Source organism: Pseudoclavibacter endophyticus (genome assembly GCF_008831085.1).
Classification (GTDB): Bacteria; Actinomycetota; Actinomycetes; order Actinomycetales; family Microbacteriaceae; genus Pseudoclavibacter; species Pseudoclavibacter endophyticus.
On the sequence record NZ_WBJY01000001.1, the window covers coordinates 1,261,213 to 1,280,908 of the forward strand.

Consider the following 19,696-nt stretch of genomic DNA (forward strand, 5'->3'; position numbering starts at 1 on the left):
ACGCGAGCGCGCCGGGCATCGTGAAAGGACTACGGATGAGCACTTCGTCGACCACCGCCACCCTTCGCCGCGTGGGCGGCGTTGCCATCGCCGCCGGCACGCTGCTGCTGAGTGCCGGGGCCGGCGCCTGGTTCGCCGTCACGAAGCAACTGCGTGACGAGCACATCACCGTGCCCGGCAACGCGGCACTCCTACCGGGCAAGCGCGTGCAAGACCCGGTGACCGCGTACGCCGAGGCGCTCGCGATCAAGCGCAATGCCGAGAAGGCGGCCGGCGGGCGAACGTTCGCCGAGATCAACGCCGAGTTGAGCACGCTCGACGGCTCGTCACCCGAGGCGGCCGAGCTGCGGAAGAAGGGTCAGGGGCTCTCGACGGCCGCGTCGTTCCGCACGTCGCTCATGACCTCAGTGCTCGCCTACGGCGTCAGCGCGCTGGTCACCGGGCTCGGCGCCCTGTTCGTCGTCTCGGGCGCGCAGCTGCGCGGCGCCCGCGACGACTAGGTCGAGAGGCGCAGGAGCGGGACGGTGGTCCTGAGTCCGGCCTCGGCGACTATCCTGGAGGTGTGGAAGCCCCCCTCGAGCGAGAGTTCAAGGCCGCGTCGCACGTGCGCCTGTATCTGCTCGCGATTCTCGCGTGCGTGGTGGTCGGCTTCCTCGGTACGACCATCGGGATGATCAGCGGCGCCGTCTCCGGTGCGGTTATGGCGAGTGCCTTCGTGGCGCTTCCCCTGGTGTTCTGCGTGTTCCTCGCCGTCCGCGACAGCGCGACGACGCCCAGCGTGATCGTCTCCGATCGTGGCCTTGAGCGGTCGAACGTCGACCGTACCGTCGTGATCCGGTGGCGGAACATCGCTGCGCTCGACATCGTGCATGACGGCACCGCACGCATCCGTTACCTCACGAGCGATCGACTCGAGCAGCTGGTCGCCGACCGCATCACGCGGGCCGGTGGCACGCCCGCCCAGCTTTCGAAGACCAACGGCGCGGTCACGGCTCGCGACGCGACCCGTGACGCGACCCGCGGAAATGGCGCCCCGCCGTCCGACGAGGCGGGGGACACGCCTCCGACGCTCGAGGAGTTCGACATCGAGCGCGTCATGCGTATCGAACTCGACATCATCGGCGACCTCGGCACGCACGGTGAGGAGCTCCCTGAGATTCCTCCGTCTCGAGCCGGCGAGGCGACGTTGGTGTGGGATGCGCTGCTGACGCACTACGCGGGGGAGCGGTACAAGGGCATCCACGCGGCGTGACGTCCGAGGGGCCGGGCGCCTGGCATCCCGACCGGCGGTAGGCTAACTGCCCGTGGCTCTCACTATCGGCATCGTCGGCCTGCCCAACGTCGGCAAGTCAACGCTCTTCAACGCACTCACGAAGAACTCGGTTCTCGCGGCGAACTACCCGTTCGCCACGATCGAGCCCAACGTGGGGGTCGTCGAGCTTCCGGATGCGCGGCTCGGGAAGCTCGCCGAGATCTTCGGCTCCGAGCGGATCCTCCCCGCGACGGTCTCGTTCGTCGACATCGCGGGCATCGTCAAGGGCGCCAGCGAGGGCGAGGGGCTTGGCAACCAGTTCCTCGCCAACATCCGCGAGGCCGACGCGATCGCACAGGTCGTGCGCGGCTTCACCGACGGCGACGTCGTGCACGTCGACGGCAAGGTCGAGCCGGCGAGCGACATGGAGACGATCAACACCGAGCTGATCCTCGCCGATCTGCAGACCCTCGAGAAGGCGATCACTCGCTTCGAGAAGGAGGTCAAGGGTCGCAAGCTCGATCCTTCGGTGCTCGAGACGGCGCGGGAGGCGCAGGCTGCGCTGAACGAGGGAACGCTGCTGTCGGGGACGTCGATCGACCTCGAGCCCATCAAAGAGCTCGGGCTGCTCACCGCGAAGCCGGTGATCTTCGTGTTCAACGTCGACGAGGGCGTGCTCGGTGACCAGGCGCGTCTCGACGAGCTCGCGGCGCTCGTTGCGCCGTCGAAGGCGATCTTCCTCGATGCGAAGACCGAGTCGGAGCTCATCGACCTTGAGCCCGATGAGGCCGCCGAGCTGCTCGCGTCGCTCGGTCAGGAGGAGTCGGGCCTCCACCAGCTCGCGCGCATCGGCTTCGACACGCTCGGTCTGCAGACGTACCTGACGGCGGGGCCGAAGGAGGCTCGCGCGTGGACGATTCCCAAGGGGGCGAAGGCGCCTCAGGCGGCCGGGGTCATCCACACCGACTTCGAGAAGGGCTTCATCAAGGCCGAGGTGATCTCGTTCGACGACCTCGTCGACGCGGGCTCGACCGCCGAGGCGCGTTCGCGTGGCAAGGCTCGCATGGAGGGCAAGGACTACGTCATGAAGGACGGGGACGTGGTGGAGTTCCGCTTCAACGTGTGAGGCCGCCGTGAGTGGGGCTTATCTCGGCACCGCTCGGTCGGGATAATGGCCGCATGCTCGCTCGACCTGCAGAGGTGGCCGGAACCGCGCTGCGCGGCTTCTTCTCTCTGCTCCGGCGCATCCGTCATCCGCGCCCTATCCATTCGCGCGGGCTGGTGCTGACGGGGCAGGCCACCTGGATTCGTGATGCGGCGCCGTCAGGCATCGGCTGGATCGACGACCTCCGGGGAAAGCCGCTCGAGGTGACCGCGCGGCTGTCCCGAGGAGTCGGGCTGCCCGACAAACTGCCGGACGTGCTCGGCCTCGCCTTGCGATTCCACGCCGACGACGGTCGGCACGCGGATGTGCTGCTCGCGTCGACCGGCATCGGTTTCCCCTTCCGGTTCGCACTCGTGCCCCGGCGCTCGGCGACGGGCGCGACGTTCGGGAGTCTCCTGCCGTACCGCTCGCCGCGCGGACCGGTGCTGATCTGCGCCCGGAGCGTCCCCTTTCGGGTGCTCCCGGCTGACCTGCGGGGCCTGCGGCGGTCGCTCGACGAGCAGCCGTGGCGGGTCCGCCTCTATCACGCGGCGCCGATCGACAAGTGGCACCCCTTCGCGGACGTCGTGCTCACGCCTGCCGCCGAGGCGGACTCGGCCGAGCTCCGGTTCGATCCGGTAGGGCATCCTCTCCTCGGGTCCACCACCTACCCCTGGGTGCGCAGGCTGCGCGAGCCGAGCTACCGCGTCGCGCAGCGCGGGACCTCCGGGTAGGCCAGGGGGCGGCGTGCCCCTTACATCGCAGACTGCGTGACGTTGTTCGGCTGCGGAACTCGGTGGAGTTCCGGTTTAGCGTCTAGTGATATTGACGCACGTCGTTATGCTCAGGTTCCGTGATCAAGTCGTTGGGTAACTAGGTCGCCGAACGACTGTGGCGTCGTGAACGCGTGCGCTCGATCGATCCTCGGATTTGTCGGGTCGCGCTGCGCAAGCTCCGCCCCGTGGGAGCGGCGCGGCTCTGCAAGAGCTCCGTATCCCACTCGGGAACCGGCTTGAAGCTCTGAGAGGGGATCGAGCTGATTGGTTTGCGCGGCATCAGAATCAACGACCAGTGGTGTATCTGCTTCACGTGGACCGACGCTGGCGCGGAGGAGGTCGAGATCGTTGACTACCACTGGGAGTGGCTTGATGCGACAGCCGTTGATCGGCCGCACCGCCGTCGTGACCGGCGTGAGCAGGCGACGGGGGATCGGCGCGGCCGTCGCACGTCGTCTTGCCGACATGGGTGCGAATCTTGTCGTCCACCATCATCGCGCCCATGACGTGGCTCAGCCGTGGGGAGCAGACGATCTCGACGACGTGCTGGCGGATCTGCACGGCCACCTCGTTCCGGGCGCACACTTGCACGACATCGCGGCGGATCTGACGGAACAGGATGCGCCACGGAGCTTGATCGAGTACGCCCTTGATGTCGCGGGGCCGCTGGACATCCTGGTGTGCGTTCACGCGCGGTCCGGCGGCGATGGATCTCTGGCTGAGATCACCGCGGAGGAGCTGGATGGCCACTGGGCCGCCGATGCCCGCTCGGTCCTGTTGGCGACACAGGCGTTCGCGCAGGCGCACGAACCTGACCGTGCCGGTGGACGTGTCGTGTGGATGACGTCCGGGCAGCAGCAGGGGCCTATGCCTGGCGAGGTCGCCTATGCGGCGGCCAAAGCCGCCCTGGCGGGTGTGACGCGTACGGTTGCGGACGAGCTCGTCGAGCAGGGCATCGTCCTGAACACCGTGAATCCGGGCCCTGTGAACACGGGCTTTCTCGATCCAGGGCAGGGGATCGATGATGCGACGCTGGCGTCGCTGAAACGCCGGTTCCCATCGGGTCGGTTCGGTGTTCCCGAGGACCCCGCGCGCCTCATCGGGTGGCTCGTCAGCGACGATGCGGAGTGGGTTGTCGGGCAGGTGATCGACAGCGAGGGCGGCTTTCGGCGCTAGCGGCGCCGGTTCGAACGCTCAGAAGCTGTTCCGTGCTGGAACCGGGTGAACGCGCTGGAGTCCCAGTGGCGCGAGGCAGGCGGGCTGATGATCACGCGGATCAGCGCATCCAGGTCGCTGACGCCGAGAACGACGTGTCACCGGTCGATACACCTGCCGAGCGATGAGTTCGCGCGATGCCAGGTATCTACCTCTATGAGGGGACCTGACAACGAGAGCGGACCGGCGCGGAAGCGGCCGGAGAGGGACAGTGATGAAGCACGATTATCAACCTGCAGCGACGGCGCACCGATGGTGGATCCTGGTCGTGGTCTGCATGGCGATGTTCATGGGCGTGCTGGACTCGACGAGTGTGTATGCGGCCTTGCCGGTCATTGCGCTCGACCTGGGCTTTGCGCTGGGGGAGGTCCAATGGGTGATCACTGCCTACGGGGTGGCGATCGGCGGGTTGCTGCTGCTGGGCGGGCGGCTTGCCGACCACATGGGCCGAGGACGCACGTTCATGACAGCCGTTGGAGTTTTCGCGGCAGCGTCCTTGGCATGCGGATTCTCTCCATCGTCCGAAGCACTGATTGCCGCGCGAGTAGTCCAGGGCGTGGGTGCAGCTGTGATGACCCCGGCAGGGATGTCCGTTCTGATGCAGGTCTTCCCCGACGGCCCGGACCGCAACAAGGCTTTGGGTATCTGGGGCGGCCTCGGCGGGACGGGAGCAACCGTCGGGCTGCTGCTGGGAGGCGTCCTCACCGACTGGTTCGGATGGGCTTGGATCTTCTTCAGCAACGTACCCGTATGCCTGGTAGTCATGGTGCTGTGTCCGATCCTGTTTCCCCCCAGCGCGCGGAACACGCAGCGGCTCGACCTTCCGGGTGCGCTCTTGGCCACCGGCGCGCTGGTCCTGACACTCCTGGCCGTGTTCCACATCGCCGCACACGGGGTCAGTCCTCTCGCGGTGATGTCCTGTGCCGGGGCATTGATCACCTCGGCACTGTTCGTCGTCGTTGAACTGCGCAGCCCGGCGCCGCTGGTGCCGATGCGAATCTTCGCCTCACGCACGCTCGTCGGGGGCAACCTGGTGATCGTGATCGCCGGCATCGCGGTCGACGGGCTGCTGATTGTCGTGACGTTGTATGCCCAGCAGGTGCTGGGTTTCTCAGCGCTGCAGTTCGGTTTGACAATGGCGATCATGACGGTCACCTCAGTTCTCGGGGTGGTGGCCGGACAGCATGTGGTCACGCGGGCAGGCTTCCGACTCGTCGCCACGTGGGGCATGATCCTGTTGACGAGCTCCTGTCTGCTGCTCAGCCAATTGTCCGTCGACGGCACGCTCGCCAAGGATCTGTTGCTCGGACTGATCGTGTTCGGTTCGGGGATGGGGGCCGCGTTCGTCGCGGGCCAGATCGCAGCACTGACGGGCGTTGCCGAGCACGATTCGGGCTTGGCAGCGGGTATCGCGGAAACGGGTTTCGCTGTGGGAACCACTCTGGGCGCAGGCCTCGCCTCGGCCATCGTGATCGGCGTCGCGACACGCGCGACCGCGGGCGCGCCAACCGCGTCGGAGCTGACTGGAGGGCTCGCGGTTGCGCTGTACGTCTTGGCCGCGCTCGCGGCAATCGGGGCGTTGTGCGCCGCCGTCTTGCTTCGCACACCCCCTGTGGCGAAAGTGCGGAGCGCGAGTTCGAAAAGCGCGATATCGAGGAGCGCGGCGTCATGACCCTTCGGATCGACGATTTCAACGGCCGGACGAGACCGTACAGGTCAGAGCTGCTGGCTCATTGCTACAGAATGCTGGCATCGATCCACGATGCCGAGGACGCCGTCCAAGAGACGTTTCTCCGAGCCTGGCGCGGCTACGACAGTTTCGAAGACCGCTCATCGATCCGGACCTGGCTCTACCGCATCGCGACCAACGCTTGCCTGCGCGCACTGGAGAACCGCGGCCGGCGGGCGCTCCCCACCGGGTTGGGTGGCCCCTGCGGGGACCCAGCCGCCGACCTGCCTGAGTGGCCTGAACTTCCCTGGCTGGAGCCGATTCCGGATGCTCTGCTCGGTGATCCGAGCGGCGATTCCACCGACCCGCTCACCACGGTGGCCCGCCGCCACAGCGTGAAATTGGCGTACATCGCAGCGCTGCAGCACCTTGCTCCGCGACAGCGTGCCGTGCTCGTGCTGCGCGATGTCCTGTCCTTTACCGCCGCAGAAGTCGCCGCGATGCTCGACACGACACCGACCGCCGTCAACAGCTTGTTGCAACGCGCGCGCTCGCAGATTGGTGCTGCCCAGCCCGATGAAGCCGATATCCAGGAACTCAGCCCCGGAAGGGAGCGTGACCTCCTGGACCGTTTCGTGGCGGCCATGCACGCCCATGACATCCCGGGACTCGTGGCAGTTCTGACTGAGGATGCTGCCTACGAGATGCCACCATTCCCGTCGTGGTTCCGCGGTGCCGAGATGATCGGTCGAATGGTCAGCGCCCAGAGCCCTGCAGAGGGGCCCGGCGACCATCTCCTTGTGCCCACCGCGGCGAATGGCCAGCCGGCCTTCGGGCTCTACATGCCCGACGAATACGGTGTCTTCAGGGCATTCAACCTGCAGGTTCTCACCGTCACCCCGACGGGGGTCTCCCACGTCGTCGCCTTCTTCGACCTGCGACTGTTCGCCCGGTTCGGCCTGCCCGAGACTGCGACGCCGACATGACTCGGGCCTGGCATACCAAAAGCGTGGAAGCGGCAGAGGGGACATGCCTTCGGGTCCGACTTCGGAGGAGAAGCGCTTGACGCACGTGGTAGCCCAAGATTTTTGACGCGAGGAGAGCTATGACGACGTTCATTGCCATCGGATACGGAGATGGCGCCGGATACGAGAAGACGGATCCCGCGGTTCGTGATCGTGCGCACGCCCATGACGCGGATCTGCGCAGGAACGGCGCGCGCATGTGGACGTCCGGGACACCTGTCCAGGTTCGGAACCCGGAGGGGGAAGGGGTCAGTCATGAGGTCGGCGCGTACATGACCTCCCAACTCCCGGTCGCAGGTTTCACCATCCTCGAAGCGGATGATCTCGACGAAGCGATTGCACTGGTAGCCGATACGCCATGCGCTGTCGCACATGGTGTCGTCGAGGTTTGGCCGATGAACGGGTAGTGCACGAGACTGCGCGGTCGATGTATGAACGGGCAGGTAAATGGTGCGCGATTGCGGAAGGCGTTGTCACTCACGCAAGAGGTTCTTGATTGCCGGAAAGCGATGGACAGGGCCGCAGGAAGCCTGCGGCGTTCTCAGCGAGGTCGGTGCGCACGCTCCTCGCCGGCCACGCGTCATCAAGACCCGTCAGCCCCGCTCGACGGCACCGTCCATGTCTCCGCGGGGTCGATCGCCTCATTGATCGCGCGACTGATGGCACCGAGCTGGCGCACCTGTGCCTCGTTGAGCGGTTCGAAAACGAGCCTCTCGACGAGCGCATGGTGTGCGGGCGTCGACTGCAGCAGCATGTCGCCACCGTCGTCGGTGAGCACTGCGAGGGAGACGCGACCATCTGCCGGGTCGACCTCGCGCCGCACCAGGCCCTTCTTCTCCAGGCGCGTTACTGCACGGGACACGCGCGAAAGGGTGCAATTCGCGTAGCCGGCGAGCGTGCTCATCCGCAGGGCGCGATCGGGAGCCGTGCCGAGAGCAAACAGGAGTCCGTGCTCGAAGCGCGTCAAGTCGCTGTCGCGCTGCAGTTGCGCGTCAAGTGCGGCAGGCAACCGCTCGAGGAGCGTCGCGACGGCCGCCCACACCTCGAGCTGCGCAGAGTCAAGGCCGGATGGGGGAGTAGCTCGCGTCATGATCTCAGCCTATCGCTGTTACTTGCTCAAGCAAGTAAATCTCTCTAGGGTTACTTGCCTGGGCAAGTAAACGCGGCGCGGTGTGTGCCGCACGAGGGAGTGAGCGAGATGGATCTGCAATTGCAGGGCAAGACGGCATTCGTGAGCGGGTCGACGCAGGGGATCGGGTTCGCGATCGCCGAGGTGCTCGCGGGCGAGGGGGTACGGGTGATCCTGAATGGGCGCACCGCGGAGCGTGTCGAGGGAGCCGTCGCGAAGCTCCGCGCCGCCCATCCCGAGGCGGATCACTCCGGTCTCAGGGCTGATTTCGCGCAGCGTGACGATGTCGAGCGGTTGCTCGACGAGTTGGAGAAGGTTGACGTCCTCGTCAACAACGTCGGCCTGTTCGACGTGGCGGAGTTCGGGTCGATCCCTGACGAGGAGTGGGCGCGCTACTTCGAGGTGAACCTCATGAGCGGCGTGCGCCTGTCGCGGCACGTCCTCCCTGGGATGCTTGAGCGAGGGTGGGGTCGCGTGCTGTTCATAGGCAGTGAGTCCGGGGTGAACGTCCCGGCCGACATGGTGCACTACGGCGTCACGAAGTCGGCGATGATCGCTCTCGGGAACGGTCTCGCCAAGCTCACGCGCGGTACTGCCGTCACCGTCAACACCGTGCTCGGCGGGCCAACGTACTCCGACGGTGTCGCGGCGACCGTGGAATCGATCGCGGGCGCGAAATCCGTACCCGTCGAGGCGGTCAAAGCAGCGATCATCGGGCAAAACGCCACGACGCTGCTCGAACGCTTCCTCGACCCCTCCGAGATCGCACACCTCGTCGCGTTCCTCGCGAGCCCTCGGGCGTCCGCAACGAACGGTGCGGCCATCCGGGTCGACGGCGGCGTTCTCACCACGACGCTCTAACCCGCAGCGACTGGTGGGTCGGGGCAACGAATTTCCCGGACGATCGGGCGGCCGCGTTACCGTTGAGCAACACGTCACTACCGACGGAGGTAAACCGTGTCACATGAAGTGCATCACGCCATCAGTTACATCGAGTTCGGTGTGGCCGACCTCGCGGCAACGCGGACGTTCTATGAGCGAGCGTTCGGTTGGAAGTTCAACGACTACGGTCCCACGTATAGCGGCATCCGCGGGCACGATGGCGAGGGTGAAATCGGCGGGCTGAACGCCGGATCGGCTCCAGGCGGCGACGGCCCCCTGGTGCTGCTCTTCTCGACCGATCTGGATGCAACCGTCGAAGCTGTTCGAGATGCCGGTGGAGCCATCGTGGCGGAGCCGTACGAGTTCCCCGGAGGGCGTCGGTTCGAGTTCACCGATCCGAGCGGGAACCGGTTGGGCGTCTACGCCGAGCAGTGACGCCGCGCTCCGCGTGAGAGGCCTGCTATCACTATGACCCCTAGGCGTGGGCACGTCGTAGTTGGAGCTTTCACGTCACCTCGAGGGCCTCTCGGCGATCATGGAGAGGCACTGCCGGTACGAGGAGCGTCAGCTACTCGTGATTCTTAAAGCCCCTGGGCTCGATGCCGACCCGCGGCGTGTACTCCGGCCGATGTGAGTTGGTCGGTGCCGGACACGGCGGAGTTCCGCTTCAACGTGTAGTGACATTTGCCGCGCCGGCCATGCGAATCGGCCGCAGGGGTCGTCAGTCGTCCAGGTGCACGCGTGATGCTCGTGCGAGCCGCGTCATGAGATCGTCCGGGACCGGCTTACGCGGTGGAAAGGTGACGCCGGTCTTACTCGCTTTGAGGCCTGCTTCTGCGATCTCTTCGGCGTGGTCTGCGATCGCGGGTGCGAGCACGTACAGGCCGACTTGCTTGCTGAACGCCGCGAAACTCGCGACGACCGTGCCATCGACCTTGAATCCCGGCATGTTGTACGCGACGATCTCTTCCGCATCCGGGAGAGCCTCGCGCAGGAGGTCGCGGAGGCGGTTAAGTACCGGGCGGAACGCCTCAGGTGCAGCGGCGATGTAGGAATCGTGGTCAGTAATAGTCGTCATGTTTCTATGCGACGGTAGCGGGCTGATGAGACGCCATGAGCGGGCTCGAGTGCCGGTGCCGGAACATGGGTCCTCCTACTCCTTGCCGAGGGGCCAGGGCTCATAACTCACGTCGGCGAACGGGGCGACCTCAGCCCGCAGACGAGCCGCAATGTCCTCGCCGGTCAGGCGCCAACGCTCGCGGCTTTCGTTGTCATCCCACCCCTCGAACGGGTCGAAATGCGATTCCCAGTCGCGATTCCACGCCGCGATGTTGCGAGTCAACTGCTCGGACAGGCCATACATCTCAGGAGTGGTCGTGTACCCGACATCCCAGGTGGGGGTGGAGTTCTCCCAGAGGGGCCAGTCCCGACAGTAGTCGGGGAACAGTCGGATGACTCGTCGGGCGGGAGGGCCATCGCTCACACCGCAGGAGCATACGGGCCCGCGTCGGCTTTCAGTCGAGAACGGGCCCACTTTGCGCTGCCGCTCACGGAATCCACACCCCGATAGCGCCACAAGTCCGATTTGCAGATGCCCTTTGTGGCGAGCGCGACAAGCGTTTCGGTGGATGCGGGCCATACGTGGAGTGCGATTCCTCACCCCGCGTCAGGCGGCGCGGCGAGCAGGCGCACCTCGGCGCGCAGGCCCCCAGCGGCGCGGGCGGCGAGGACGAGGGTGCCACCGTGCGCCTCGACGATCCGCTGCGCAACGGCGAGGCCGAGGCCGGAGCCCTCGCGACCGTCCACGCGCGTGCGCCCGGCTTGCCGTTGAAATGGCTCGACGAGTGTCGGAATGACCTCGTCGGGAATCCATTCACCCGTGTTCTCGATCGTGAGCACGGCTTGGTCGCTCTGCGTCGACGTCTCGACGCGCACCCAGCCGCCGGGAGAGTTGTGCACGATGCCGTTGTGCAGCAGGTTGACCGCGAGCTGCCAGAGTAGGGCCTCGCTGCCCGACGTGTAGGCGGCCTCACCCGCGACGTCGACGGCGATGCCGCCGTCCTCAGCGAGCCCGACGAGCGTCTCGACGGCGTGCTCGGCGGCGAGCGAGAGGTCGACTCGCATCTGAGGGGCGTCGGCACGGTCGGTCGCGGCGAGCGCGAGGAGCGCCTCGGTCAGCGCGATCGCGCGATCGTTCGTAGCCGAGAGCCGCGCGAGCGTCGCCGCGACATCGGCGCCAGGATCCGTGCGTGCTACATCGAGCATCGAACGCGTGATCGCCAACGGCGTTCGCAGCTCGTGTGACGCGTTCGCCGCGAACCGTCGTTGCTCGTCGACGTGCGCTTCGATACGCTCGAGCATCCCGTCGAAGGCATCGGCGAGTTCGCCGAACTCGTCACCGCGGCCCGTCATGCGGATGCGGTGGGAGAGCGATCCCTCGGTAGCGGCGCGCGTCGCGCGAGTGATCTCGTTGAGGGGCGCGAGCATGCGTCCGGCGAGAAACCAGCCACCCGCGAGGCCGAACGCCACGAGGAAGGCGAACGCCCATCCCGCCCGCGGCCAGAAGGCACGCTCGAGATCGGATCGACCGGGAACGAACGGCCCGCGCAAGGGGATCTGCGTGTCGGGGACGTAGCGCAACAGGAACAACCAGACGACGGCGAGCAAAATTGTGCCCGCGACGATCACGATGGCGGCGTAGCTGAGGGCGAGTTTTGTTCGGATGCCCATGCGCCGTCGGCGAGTCAAAGCGCGTCCGCGATTCGGTAGCCGACGCCGGGAATGGTCTCGATGACCTGGGGCTCGCCGAGCCGCTTGCGCAGCGCGGATACCGTGATGCGCACCGCGTTCGTGAACGGGTCCGCATTCTCGTCCCAGGCGCGCTCGAGCAGTTCCTCGGCGCTGATCACCCCGCCGTTGGCGTCGACGAGCACCTCGAGCACCGCGAACTGCTTGCGAGTCAGGGCGACGTACTTGCCGTCGCGGAAGACTTCGCGGCGGAACGGGTCGACGCGGATCCCGCCGGCCTCGCGCACCGGAGGGCGCGGCCGTGCCGCGCGACGGGCGAGCGCGCGCAGGCGCAGCACGAGCTCCCGCATGGCGAACGGCTTTGTCAGGTAGTCATCGGCACCGAGCTCGAAGCCGGACGCCTTGTCGTTGAGCCGGTCGGCCGCCGTGAGCATGAGGATCGACGGTCCATCGCCAGCGGCGACGATGCGTCGCGCCACTTCATCGCCCGATGGTCCCGGGATGTCCCGGTCGAGCACGGCCACGTCGTAGGCGGTCACGGCGAGCGCTTCGAGTGCGGCGTAGCCGTCGCCCGCGATATCGGCGCTGATCGCCTCGAGGCGCAGCCCGTCGCGGATCGCCTCGGCCAGGAACGGCTCGTCTTCCACGATCAGCACGCGCACGAAGGTCATCGTACGGAGCGGCACCTATCGTCCGCGTATCGAGAAGCGCATACGCCCTGGCAACACGCGCCCGCGTTGGCTGGGCGCATGCTCACGTCACAGCTTCGACTCGTACCGCTCATCGTGCTCGCCGCCCTGCTCACGTCGTGCTCGACACCCTCGGAGCCGCGCGACGAGCCGTTTGCCGACGGCACGCTGCCCGACAACGCGACGGTGTACGACGAGTACCCGGGCATTACGCGGCTCGACCCGCACCTGCTCGACGCGGTGCGCAACGCCGCCGACGACGCCGCGGAGGAGGGCGTCGAGTTCATCGTCAACAGCGGGTGGCGCTCCGAGTCGCTGCAGGCGCAGCTCTTCGAGGAGGCGGTGGACGAGTACGGTTCGGTCTCCGAGGCGTCACGGTGGGTCGCGACGCCGAGGGGCTCTTCCCATGTCTCCGGGGATGCCGTCGACATCGGCGACTGGGTCGCCGCGGCGTGGCTGCAGACGAATGGCGCGCGCTACGACCTCTGCCAGACCTTCGACAACGAGGCGTGGCACTTCGAGCTGCGGCCCGGCGCGTCGATCGACGGCTGTCCTCCCAAGTACTACGACGCGACGGATGATCCCCGCAACGCCGGCTGATCGACACGTGCCTAGGTGAGCGGAGCAGTCTTGGCCGCCTCGGCACCATCTCCTCGCACGTCGATCGGGCCGTGGCCTGCAGTCGGGCGCTGCCGTCGATGCCGCGGAGGCTGACGGCACCTTCCAGGAGTAGCGCGCGGGACGTGTGTCTTCGTGCTCGAATGCGGTTGAGCTCCGCTCGCGGTTGGGGAAGCGCCTACGCGGAGAGCACGTCGTATCGCAGCTCGATCATGCCGTTATCGAACTTCTGCTCGTGTCGCAGTGCCAGGTCGAGCCGGTGGTCTGGCAGGAACCGCAGTCCACCGCCGACGGCGACCGGGCATAGGAGCATGTCGATGCGGTCGACAAGCCCATGTCGGATTGCCTCGGCCGCCAGTGTGGGGCCATCAATCGTCACGTCCCCCGTTGCGTCGGCCTTGATCTGCGCGACTTCCTCGGGGTCGAAATGCGATCGGAGTTGCGTCCGGGAGGTGTGCACCGACTCGAGGGTGCGGGAGTAAACCACCTTGTCGGCTCGCTGCCAGATCTGAGCGAACTGCGTGGATTGCGGTGACTGCTCGATGACTTCGGGATCAGTTTCCCAGACCGCCATCATCTCGTACATCCGCCTTCCCAGCAGGTACGTGGTTGCCGATGTCATCTCGTCGTTGATCGCTGCGAGGACCTGTTCATCGGGCTGCGCCCACGATGCGAACTCGCCCTCATCATCTGCGACGTAACCATCGAGTGAAACGATCATTGAATAGATCAAGCTGCCCATGATTCTCCTCCGGCGATATCGGTGACCACGCGAGCGCGACCATCGCATTGGGTACCCTGCCACCAAACCACTTGCGTATCAGGATCGGTTGCAAGCCTAGCGTAGACTGGTTGCATGACACAATCGGTCGAGGTGAATGAGCTGCGCGTTGCAGACGGCAGGTCGGGATGCCCGATCAATATGACGGTCGAGTTGCTCGGGGACCGATGGAGCCTTGTCGTGCTGCGCGACATCATCTTCGGGCGGCATCGGCGCTTCCGGGAGCTGCTGCGTCATTCCGTGGAGGGCATCGCTTCCAACGTGCTCGCGGACAGGCTCAAGCGCATGTCGGACGTCGGTCTGCTCACCCGCCACGGCGATCCGAGCCATCGACAGAAGATCGACTACCGCCTGACCGAGCCGGCGATTCAGCTCGTGCCGGTGATGGCGCAGCTCGGGGCTTGGGGGTCTCGCTGGCTGCCGACCTCCGCGGAGCTCGCGGTCCGCGCCGAATTGTTGGCAGACGGTGGTCCTGAGCTGTGGTCGCGGTTCATGGATGAGCTGCGTGAAGTGCATTTGCGTGGTGGCGTCTTCCCGGACGATGGCGTACTCGCCGAGCTGACTTCTGCGTACGAAGCGCGTCGCTCCGGGCTTCCGAGCTGACGGCCTGACCCACCTCAATGACATGCGGGAGCAGTAAGAAGTGAGGCGTGCGGGGTTGACGTCGATCAGATCGGCGACCGAGGGCGAGTTGCCCGCTGCGGCGCGGGTGCTGGCCGAGGCATTCGAGTGCTATCCCTGGACGCGGTGGGCGATCCCCGCGGACGGTTACTCGCGGCGTTTGCTCGAACTGCAGAGTCTCTATCTCAGCTATGCCCTCGACGAGGGCGTCGTCCTCGTGGATGAGCAACTGGGCGGCGTGATCGCACTTCTGCCGCCAACGGCAGCGCCACCCTCGGAGGAGTTTCAGGAGCGCGTTGCCCAACTCCACGGTGATCGACTGACGGTGGTCGGCGAAGTACGCCTCCCTCCGTCGCCCGAGGGGTACTGGACCCTGGAAACGCTTGGTGTTCGCCCGGATCGTCAAGGAGCTGGCCTCGGGGGAGCGCTCGTTCGCGCGGGACTCGACATCGCTTCCAAATCCACTCTGCATGGCGTGGCGCTGGAGACCTCGGACGAACGAAACGTGCGTCTCTACGAGCGAGTGGGCTTCGCGGTCACGGCTGTGACCACCATCGACCGCGGTCCGGTGGTGTACTCGATGGTGTGCGAGGGCACCGAGAAACCGTGAACGGTCACGTCCCACGAATTCCGTTCGAGGCTTTGACGAGTGCGTCCGGTTGCGCACATGGCGTTCCGTGCTCGCCTCTCATCGCCACGTGCGGCAAGGCACGCCACTCGCCCATGTCATGGGCTGCCATCATTGACGGATGGGTGACGATCCGACCGCGCAAGACGCCGCGCCCGTGGAACCGGACGCCGACGTCGTGGCCGATCTGCGGGCACGCCTCCCCGAGGAGCTGGCCCACCTCCCGGTGACATCCGCCGCGGAGTATCGGCGAGAGGCGTGGAAGGCCTGGCACACGCGCCCGGTCGCGAACGGGATGTACCACCCGCGCATCGGTTTCCGGGGGATTGGCGCTATGGCCACCGGTTTCCTGACGGTTGGAGGTCTGTGGATGCTCATCGCGGGACCATCATCGAGCGCCAGTGCGCTCGAGGTCATCCTCACCCTGACGATCCTCGGCGCGGCCACTGTGCTGCTGGGGTGGAGCAAATGGTCATCCAACCGAAAGACTGACCAACTCCAGGAGCGAAATTGGGTTCTCAGCGACCTCTCCGCCCGAATCGATCAGGAGGTCGCAGCGGGTCGGCTGCCGCTGAAGCCACCGGGGTGGGACGGTGAGGTCTTCGCCCCGCTCTAAGACCTGCGCGCGGGCTCCAAGGCGCTCAGCAGGGTGCGAGGACCCGCTGGACGCTCTCGCGAAGCAGGCCCCCGACGCTATTCGTGGAGCGCCGGAACATCTCGGTTGCTGGCGGCGTAGACGTTGCTGACCGGACCAGGCCAACGCCTCTCAGACGGTGCGATTCGTCTCGCGGAGGCCGTTGGCGATTCCGGCATCAATGACGAACAGCATCCCCATCGCGCCCGCGCCGACGCGGTTCCCGCCGCGGAAGTACTCGCGGGCGAACACGAGGTGCAGCAGGCTCCGAGCGGCAACGGCGATCCAGCGCCACTGCGCCGAGCGGCCGACGAGGATCGCGATGCCGAGGCCGAGATCTGCGGCTCCGAGGGCGCGATGCCGATTCTCACGTGAGCCGGGGAGGCGAAGTTGTCGCGCGGCGGTATTCGGCGTAAGAACCAAGAGACTCCCGAGGACCGTCGACACTGCTCCGACGGCATCTGCCGCCGTGGTGACGGCGGCCTTCGAGGTGCGCATGCGAGAATTCTACGTTCCCGTAGCGGGTTGCATCTGCCGTGCGAGAGGTAGGCTCGTGACTCGCACGCTTGCTGGCCGGCGAGGTGAGGAGTTCCCATGAGTGAGGAAACCCAACACCCCCAATGGTTCATCGCGGCGGACGGCACGGTGTTCCAGTCGTGGCCACCCGGTCCTGATAACGACCGATTGAAGTACGTGCGCTACACCACGAATCGGCGGCTGCAGTTGTCGGACCTCTACGCGCTGGACGAGCGCCTCAACGGCTTCCATTCCTCCTTCAATCGGCGCTCCTACGTCCTCATAGCACTGGCTGTGGTCGTCGTGATCGCAATCGCGCTCATGTGGTTGTTCCTGCCACAGTTCGGAGTCGGCACTGGGGTGTTGGTCGCATTGACGGTTGTGTTGGCGGTCATGTTGCTCTTGATGTGGCCGATCGCCAGAGCGATCACAGGAGGTTCTCGCGCGGGCTTCGATCGGCTGTATCTTGACGCGGGCTTCGAGTCGTCGGAACCCACGGTGCTCAAGGACAGCGAGGCGCAGACACTCATTGACGCCCCCGGGACGGTCGCCGGGCGTCGGGGCGGCGGTGCCGAGCGTTGACGGCAGAACGGCTCGAGTTCCGGCTCGCCGATGAGCTGGCCGACTGAGCGCGCGTTCCCGCCTGAGAGGCGCCCGGCTAGGGTGGCCGTGTGATCCGCAATGTGCACGAGCGCGCGCTTGCCGTGAGTGCCGAGTCGGTCGGCGCGCTCATCGATTCACTGGGGAGCACGGGTGACCGGCTGTGGCCCGGCGATCAGTGGCCGCGGCTGCGGTTGGACCGGCCGATCGGAGCGGGCGCGGCAGGTGGACACGGTCCGGTGCGCTACTTCGTCGAGGGTCACGATCCGGGCCGCTCGGTGATCTTCAGGTTCACCCGCCCCGTGGGCTTCCGTGGCCGTCACTCGTTCTCGGTCGCCTCGACCGCCAAAGACTCGTGCGTGCTGCGCCACGAGCTCGAGATGACGGTGCATGGCGCGGCCAGGGTCACCTGGCCACTGTTCTACCGACCGCTGCACGATGCGCTCCTGGAAGAGAGCCTCGACCGCGCTTCGGCGTCAACTGGCACGGCTTTCTCCGCTGCGCGGCGATCGTGGTGGGTGCGGCTGCTCCGTGCACCGTGGAGCTGCGGTCGGGGTGATCCGGAAGTGGCGACTATGCGCGGGCGCCCAGATTGTCTTGCGCAGGCACGGCTTGGCGTTACCCGTGCTGCGGGGCGCGGCATCCGATGAGGAGCCGATCCACCATGTCTTTGGCGTCGGATCGGCCGTAGTGGGCGCCGAGGATGCACAGGTTTCCGATGGCCCGCATCAGCGCATAGGCCGTCAGTCGCGGGTCGAGTTGACCCGCCGCGACTCCCGCGTCGATCAGCGATGCGCACGCGGGGACGAGCTTATCGAGCATGAGGGTGCGCAGGCTGAGCAGGCTGGGATCTTCAGACTGCAGAGCGACCCCGAGCCCGTGCTTGGTGACGAGGAACTCCACGAACGCGTCGACCCATCGGGTCAGAGCGACGGCGGGTGAGACGTCCTCTTCCAAGAGCCTCCGTGCCAAAGATGCGCACTCGTCCAATTGGTGGCGATACACGGCGGTGACCAGCTCCGCACGGCTGGGGAAGTGTCGGTAAACGGTGCCGATGCCGACGCCGGCGCGATCGGCGATGACGCGCACCGGGGCCTGTACGCCTTGCTCGACGAACACGGCGGCCGCAGCGGCCAGCAGTGCTTCACGATTGCGTTCTACTTGGGCTTGTCGCGCGCCAATCGACTCCGTCACGTCAGACCTCCCCTTGCTGGTGGAACCATGTTCCGCTAATGTCGTGGAACAACGTTCCGGCAAGTATGGCACAAGCCATCGACGAGAAAGCAGCAAGCCATGCCCACCTCCCAGACCGATCAGCACGTCATCGCCGTCAAGCCCATCACCGTCCCGACCTCCGGTCGAGGCATCGATCTCCAGGTCAAGGTCACGGCCCCGTCCTCGGGCGAGGTCCTTCCGCTGATCGTGTTCTCGCACGGAAACGCTTGGTCGATGGACGGCTACGAACCCCTCGTCGACCGGTTGGCCGCCGCCGGATTCATCGTCGTGCAGCCCACGCACCTCGACTCCCGACGCCACGGCATCGATTTCGACGATCCGCGATTCGGCACCATCTGGCGTGTCCGAATCACCGACCTGCACGCGATCCTGGACAACCTCGGCGGCATCCTCCGGCAAGCCGGGGGACTGGACGCTAGGGCCAACCTTGACCGTGTGGCGGTGGTCGGGCACTCCTGGGGCGCTCAGACGGTCGGCTCGCTTCTCGGAGCACGCGTCTTCGACGCCGACGACAACCCGGGCCAGGACTTCTCCCACTCCGCGGCGAAGACCGGCGTGCTGATCGCAGCCACCGGGATCGGCGACTCGCTCACGCCGTTCGCGCTCGAGCACCTGTCGTTCATGCGGCCGGACTACTCCACCATGGCCACTCCGGCGCTCGTCATCGCCGGCGGCAAGGATCAGTCCGCGATGTCCACCCGCGGGCCGGACTGGTTCACCGACGCGTACCACCTCAGCCCAGCGCCGAAAAGCCTGCTCACGATCGCCGAGGGCGAGCACACGCTCGGCGGGATCGCTGGAGAGAAGGTGGCCGAGACCACCGACGAGGACACCGACCGCGTCGCACTCGTCGCGGACGCGGTGTCCGCCTACCTTCTCGACGTCTTCGGCCTCGACCAAGCGCCCTGGGCGAGGCTTGGCGAGCGGGCGGCTGCCAGCAACGACTCCATTCGTATCGGCAGCAAGTAGCGCCCCCGTGTCGCGCACAGATTGACGGACCCGCGCAGATAGCTTGGCCGTCGTGGAAGCGTCGTGCTCCTTCTGGCGACCGCGTTGGCCTCGCACCGCGTCCTGCACGGACCGCCCCTCGGTGACGTCGTCCCAGGGGTGCCGCTCGAGCTCCTGAGGCGAGCTCAGCTGACGGTATCGCTCGCACTCGTCAACGGTCTCCCGGGCGACGAACGCAATGTTCTCCTCACCCTGGCGCGCGCGCTGCACACCGTCGAGACCGGGGACATCGTGTCGAAGCAGCATGCGGCCGACAGTGCTGCGCGGCGAATGGGTGCGGACGCCGCGGAACTGCTTCGCCTGGCTGCCGCGGAGCATCGGGGCGAGTTCCAGGTGGACTGGGGTCGCGAGGCCGATCGGGTGTCGACCGCAGCGAAGTCGATGTTCGACCTCATTCACCACGCATCCACGCAGCGGTGAGACGCCGTTCCCCACCGCCGTCGTCGAGAGCCCGGTTTCAGCGACCTCGTCTCGGCCGTTCTTGAGCTCGCCGAGGGTGCCGATACGGACGACTGATGAGCTCCG

The 19,696-nt window shown here is 66.5% G+C and carries 26 protein-coding genes; 18 read left to right on the top strand and 8 right to left on the bottom strand.

The genetic code is table 11. The features are described 5' to 3' along the window. Window positions 1-35: 35 nt before the first annotated feature. The 8 genes from F8O04_RS05545 to F8O04_RS05585 all read left to right on the top strand — a co-directional run bounded on the left by F8O04_RS05545 (window position 36) and on the right by F8O04_RS05585 (window position 7,488). Window positions 36-500, top strand: a complete 465-nt coding sequence (locus F8O04_RS05545; RefSeq protein ID WP_158028288.1) for an aromatic ring-opening dioxygenase LigA — start codon at window positions 36-38, stop codon at window positions 498-500. Between the two features lie 62 nt (window positions 501-562). Continuing rightward, a complete protein-coding gene (locus F8O04_RS05550; RefSeq protein ID WP_158028289.1) occupies window positions 563-1,252 on the top strand; it encodes a hypothetical protein in 690 nt (229 codons plus the stop codon). 52 nt (window positions 1,253-1,304) lie between these two features. After that, window positions 1,305-2,378: a redox-regulated ATPase YchF gene (gene ychF / locus F8O04_RS05555; RefSeq protein ID WP_158028290.1), complete on the top strand. Its 1,074-nt coding sequence runs from the start codon at window positions 1,305-1,307 to the stop codon at window positions 2,376-2,378. Window positions 2,379-2,431: 53 nt separating this feature from the next. Continuing rightward, window positions 2,432-3,130, top strand: a complete 699-nt coding sequence (locus F8O04_RS05560) for a catalase family protein (RefSeq protein WP_158028291.1) — start codon at window positions 2,432-2,434, stop codon at window positions 3,128-3,130. A 414-nt stretch (window positions 3,131-3,544) separates the two neighbouring features. Then, window positions 3,545-4,348 (top strand): SDR family oxidoreductase, encoded by an 804-nt coding sequence (locus F8O04_RS05570; protein WP_158029123.1) that lies wholly within the window; start codon window positions 3,545-3,547, stop codon window positions 4,346-4,348. A 253-nt stretch (window positions 4,349-4,601) separates the two neighbouring features. Continuing rightward, the gene (locus tag F8O04_RS05575) at window positions 4,602-6,059 is read left to right on the top strand and encodes an MFS transporter (RefSeq protein ID WP_158028292.1); all 1,458 of its coding nucleotides are present in this window, start codon (window positions 4,602-4,604) and stop codon (window positions 6,057-6,059) included. Then, window positions 6,056-7,042: a sigma-70 family RNA polymerase sigma factor gene (locus tag F8O04_RS05580; protein ID WP_158028293.1), complete on the top strand. Its 987-nt coding sequence runs from the start codon at window positions 6,056-6,058 to the stop codon at window positions 7,040-7,042. The genes F8O04_RS05575 and F8O04_RS05580 overlap by 4 nt, the downstream gene beginning before the upstream one ends. A gap of 119 nt (window positions 7,043-7,161) precedes the next feature. After that, the gene (locus F8O04_RS05585) at window positions 7,162-7,488 is read left to right on the top strand and encodes a YciI family protein (protein ID WP_158028294.1); all 327 of its coding nucleotides are present in this window, start codon (window positions 7,162-7,164) and stop codon (window positions 7,486-7,488) included. A gap of 176 nt (window positions 7,489-7,664) precedes the next feature. Here the strand turns inward: F8O04_RS05585 and F8O04_RS05590 are convergent, their stop codons facing one another. After that, window positions 7,665-8,171 carry a MarR family winged helix-turn-helix transcriptional regulator gene (locus tag F8O04_RS05590; protein ID WP_158028295.1) on the bottom strand — a complete coding sequence of 169 codons (507 nt, stop codon included), beginning with the start codon at window positions 8,169-8,171 and terminating at the stop codon, window positions 7,665-7,667. Window positions 8,172-8,279: 108 nt separating this feature from the next. On the opposite strand from F8O04_RS05590, the gene F8O04_RS05595 reads away from it, so the two are divergent. Then, complete coding sequence (locus F8O04_RS05595) at window positions 8,280-9,071, top strand: SDR family NAD(P)-dependent oxidoreductase (RefSeq protein ID WP_158028296.1); 792 nt, start codon at window positions 8,280-8,282, stop codon at window positions 9,069-9,071. A 96-nt stretch (window positions 9,072-9,167) separates the two neighbouring features. Then, on the top strand, window positions 9,168-9,527 hold the full coding sequence (locus tag F8O04_RS05600) for a VOC family protein (protein WP_158028297.1): 360 nt from the start codon (window positions 9,168-9,170) through the stop codon (window positions 9,525-9,527). A gap of 286 nt (window positions 9,528-9,813) precedes the next feature. Here F8O04_RS05600 and F8O04_RS05605 read toward each other — a convergent pair whose 3' ends face one another. The 4 genes from F8O04_RS05605 to F8O04_RS05620 all read right to left on the bottom strand — a co-directional run bounded on the left by F8O04_RS05605 (window position 9,814) and on the right by F8O04_RS05620 (window position 12,502). Beyond that, on the bottom strand, window positions 9,814-10,170 hold the full coding sequence (locus tag F8O04_RS05605) for an iron chaperone (protein WP_158028298.1): 357 nt from the start codon (window positions 10,168-10,170) through the stop codon (window positions 9,814-9,816). A 75-nt stretch (window positions 10,171-10,245) separates the two neighbouring features. After that, a complete protein-coding gene (locus F8O04_RS05610) occupies window positions 10,246-10,575 on the bottom strand; it encodes a hypothetical protein (RefSeq protein WP_158028299.1) in 330 nt (109 codons plus the stop codon). Between the two features lie 173 nt (window positions 10,576-10,748). Beyond that, a complete protein-coding gene (locus F8O04_RS05615) occupies window positions 10,749-11,822 on the bottom strand; it encodes a sensor histidine kinase (RefSeq protein WP_158028300.1) in 1,074 nt (357 codons plus the stop codon). 14 nt (window positions 11,823-11,836) lie between these two features. After that, window positions 11,837-12,502, bottom strand: a complete 666-nt coding sequence (locus tag F8O04_RS05620; RefSeq protein ID WP_158028301.1) for a response regulator transcription factor — start codon at window positions 12,500-12,502, stop codon at window positions 11,837-11,839. 87 nt (window positions 12,503-12,589) lie between these two features. Between F8O04_RS05620 and F8O04_RS05625 the strand changes: the two genes are divergently transcribed. After that, on the top strand, window positions 12,590-13,129 hold the full coding sequence (locus F8O04_RS05625) for a M15 family metallopeptidase (RefSeq protein ID WP_158028302.1): 540 nt from the start codon (window positions 12,590-12,592) through the stop codon (window positions 13,127-13,129). 196 nt (window positions 13,130-13,325) lie between these two features. On the opposite strand, the gene F8O04_RS05630 is transcribed toward F8O04_RS05625, so the two are convergent. Then, window positions 13,326-13,889 carry a dihydrofolate reductase family protein gene (locus F8O04_RS05630; RefSeq protein WP_158028303.1) on the bottom strand — a complete coding sequence of 188 codons (564 nt, stop codon included), beginning with the start codon at window positions 13,887-13,889 and terminating at the stop codon, window positions 13,326-13,328. Between the two features lie 180 nt (window positions 13,890-14,069). On the opposite strand from F8O04_RS05630, the gene F8O04_RS05635 reads away from it, so the two are divergent. The 3 genes from F8O04_RS05635 (at window position 14,070) to F8O04_RS05645 (ending at window position 15,793) form a co-directional block, all read left to right on the top strand. After that, window positions 14,070-14,531 (top strand): winged helix-turn-helix transcriptional regulator, encoded by a 462-nt coding sequence (locus F8O04_RS05635; RefSeq protein WP_225734985.1) that lies wholly within the window; start codon window positions 14,070-14,072, stop codon window positions 14,529-14,531. Between the two features lie 55 nt (window positions 14,532-14,586). Continuing rightward, window positions 14,587-15,159 (top strand): GNAT family N-acetyltransferase, encoded by a 573-nt coding sequence (locus F8O04_RS05640; protein WP_158028305.1) that lies wholly within the window; start codon window positions 14,587-14,589, stop codon window positions 15,157-15,159. 139 nt (window positions 15,160-15,298) lie between these two features. Then, window positions 15,299-15,793 (top strand): hypothetical protein, encoded by a 495-nt coding sequence (locus F8O04_RS05645; RefSeq protein WP_158028306.1) that lies wholly within the window; start codon window positions 15,299-15,301, stop codon window positions 15,791-15,793. Between the two features lie 150 nt (window positions 15,794-15,943). On the opposite strand, the gene F8O04_RS05650 is transcribed toward F8O04_RS05645, so the two are convergent. Continuing rightward, the gene (locus F8O04_RS05650) at window positions 15,944-16,309 is read right to left on the bottom strand and encodes a hypothetical protein (protein WP_158028307.1); all 366 of its coding nucleotides are present in this window, start codon (window positions 16,307-16,309) and stop codon (window positions 15,944-15,946) included. A gap of 96 nt (window positions 16,310-16,405) precedes the next feature. Between F8O04_RS05650 and F8O04_RS05655 the strand changes: the two genes are divergently transcribed. Together F8O04_RS05655 and F8O04_RS05660 are read left to right on the top strand one after the other, a co-directional pair. Continuing rightward, window positions 16,406-16,909, top strand: coding sequence for a hypothetical protein (locus F8O04_RS05655; protein ID WP_158028308.1), 504 nt, complete (start codon window positions 16,406-16,408; stop codon window positions 16,907-16,909). Window positions 16,910-16,998: 89 nt separating this feature from the next. Next, the gene (locus tag F8O04_RS05660) at window positions 16,999-17,577 is read left to right on the top strand and encodes an SRPBCC family protein (protein WP_188726251.1); all 579 of its coding nucleotides are present in this window, start codon (window positions 16,999-17,001) and stop codon (window positions 17,575-17,577) included. Here the strand turns inward: F8O04_RS05660 and F8O04_RS05665 are convergent. Next, window positions 17,546-18,121 carry a TetR/AcrR family transcriptional regulator gene (locus F8O04_RS05665; protein WP_158028309.1) on the bottom strand — a complete coding sequence of 192 codons (576 nt, stop codon included), beginning with the start codon at window positions 18,119-18,121 and terminating at the stop codon, window positions 17,546-17,548. The two genes, F8O04_RS05660 and F8O04_RS05665, sit on opposite strands and share 32 nt — an antisense overlap. Window positions 18,122-18,220: 99 nt before the next feature. Here F8O04_RS05665 and F8O04_RS05670 point away from each other — a divergent pair, with 99 nt between their 5' ends. Then, window positions 18,221-19,132 (top strand): alpha/beta hydrolase family protein, encoded by a 912-nt coding sequence (locus tag F8O04_RS05670; RefSeq protein ID WP_158028310.1) that lies wholly within the window; start codon window positions 18,221-18,223, stop codon window positions 19,130-19,132. 63 nt (window positions 19,133-19,195) lie between these two features. Further along, entirely contained in the window at window positions 19,196-19,591 is a 396-nt protein-coding gene (locus F8O04_RS05675; protein ID WP_158028311.1) for an aminoglycoside adenylyltransferase domain-containing protein, read from the top strand. Window positions 19,592-19,696: the final 105 nt, after the last annotated feature.